We start from the raw sequence: 1,064 nt of genomic DNA, 5'->3' as shown, positions 1-1,064 counted from the left end.
GGTGGCCCGCCGCTGGGCGCTGCCGACCCTATCCCGTTCAGAGATGGGGTTGTCATCGGGCCGCGGGCTGGAGAGGTCCGCGCGCGCCCTCCGCGTCGTTGTGCCTGGAAAGACCTGAAGAGACCGGAAGGCAAGCAGCAGGGGGTGTCGCATGGGTCGAGTGGTGCTGGAGCGGTTTCCGGCCGGAAGTCCGAGGGGAAGCTGGCCCGCCGAGGAGTACGCCGCGGAGCGGATGCGCGAGGGCGTGCCGGCCGAGGTGGTGATGGACCTGGCCACCGACGCGTTCCTCGTCGTGGTCCGGCAGCGGGAGGCGCATTCCGGTCATTGATCCACCGCGCGGGGATCCGGAGCGCGCACGCCCCTTGGCGTCGCCGCCCGGCGCCCCCACACTGACCCGATGACGCAGCGTGTGGACCTCGCCACGGTGATGGACCGGATGGCGATCGACGAGGTGGTCACGGGGTACGCGGTGGCCGTGGACGACGGCGACTGGACGGCGTACCGCGCGCTGTTCACGCCCGCCGGACGGGCCGACTACAGCTCGGCGGGCGGCATCGAGGGGCCGGCCGCCGAGGTCGCGGACTGGCTCGCGCGGACCATGGAGCTGTTCCCGGTGCGCCAGCACCTCATCGTCAACCGGCTGATCCGCCTGGAGGACCTGGGCGGTTCGCCCGGTGACCGGGCCGAGGTGCGGGCGGACTTCCTCAATCCGATGCGGCTCGCCGGGCCCGGCTCCGACGCGTCGGTGACCGCCCCGAACTTCGTGGCCGCCGGCCGCTACACCTTCGCCCTGGCCCGGACCGCCCGCGACGGCTGGCGGCTGACCCGCGTCACCGTCCACGAGAAATGGCGGCACCTGTCCGTCTGAGCCGTCTCCGAACCCTTGCCGGGCCGTCCGGACGGCCCTGTTCCACACTGGAAGCGGAGGCGTGCCATGGTCGCGAAACGGATCCGGTACCGGCGTGGGGGGGGGGCGGGGCCCCCCCCGGGGCGGGCGCGGGCCCCCCCGCCCCCCCCCCCCCCGCCGGGGGTGGGGGGGGGAGGCCCCCCAGCCCGCGCGCGGG

2 protein-coding genes are annotated in these 1,064 nt (G+C 74.8%); both read left to right on the top strand.

Going from position 1 to position 1,064, the window contains the following annotated elements:
- The first annotated feature begins 151 nt into the window (after positions 1-151).
- Complete coding sequence (locus ACFXA3_RS34370) at positions 152-328, top strand: hypothetical protein (RefSeq protein WP_099893904.1); 177 nt, start codon at positions 152-154, stop codon at positions 326-328.
- A 69-nt stretch (positions 329-397) separates the two neighbouring features.
- Positions 398-868, top strand: coding sequence for a nuclear transport factor 2 family protein (locus ACFXA3_RS34365; protein ID WP_385193473.1), 471 nt, complete (start codon positions 398-400; stop codon positions 866-868).
- The last annotated feature ends 196 nt before the right edge of the window (positions 869-1,064 follow it).

Origin of the sequence: Streptomyces sp. NPDC059456, from assembly GCF_042750055.1 — a bacterium.
Classification (GTDB): domain Bacteria; phylum Actinomycetota; class Actinomycetes; order Streptomycetales; family Streptomycetaceae; genus Streptomyces.
The sequence above is the reverse complement of the archived record's forward strand: the minus strand, read 5'-3'. Positions and strand labels throughout refer to the sequence as shown.

Coding starts and splice junctions, on each gene's coding strand:
- ACFXA3_RS34370 (WP_099893904.1), top strand. CDS start 152: ATGGGTCGAGTGGTGCTGGAGCGGTTTCCGGCCGGAAGTCCGAGGGGA.
- ACFXA3_RS34365 (WP_385193473.1), top strand. CDS start 398: ATGACGCAGCGTGTGGACCTCGCCACGGTGATGGACCGGATGGCGATC.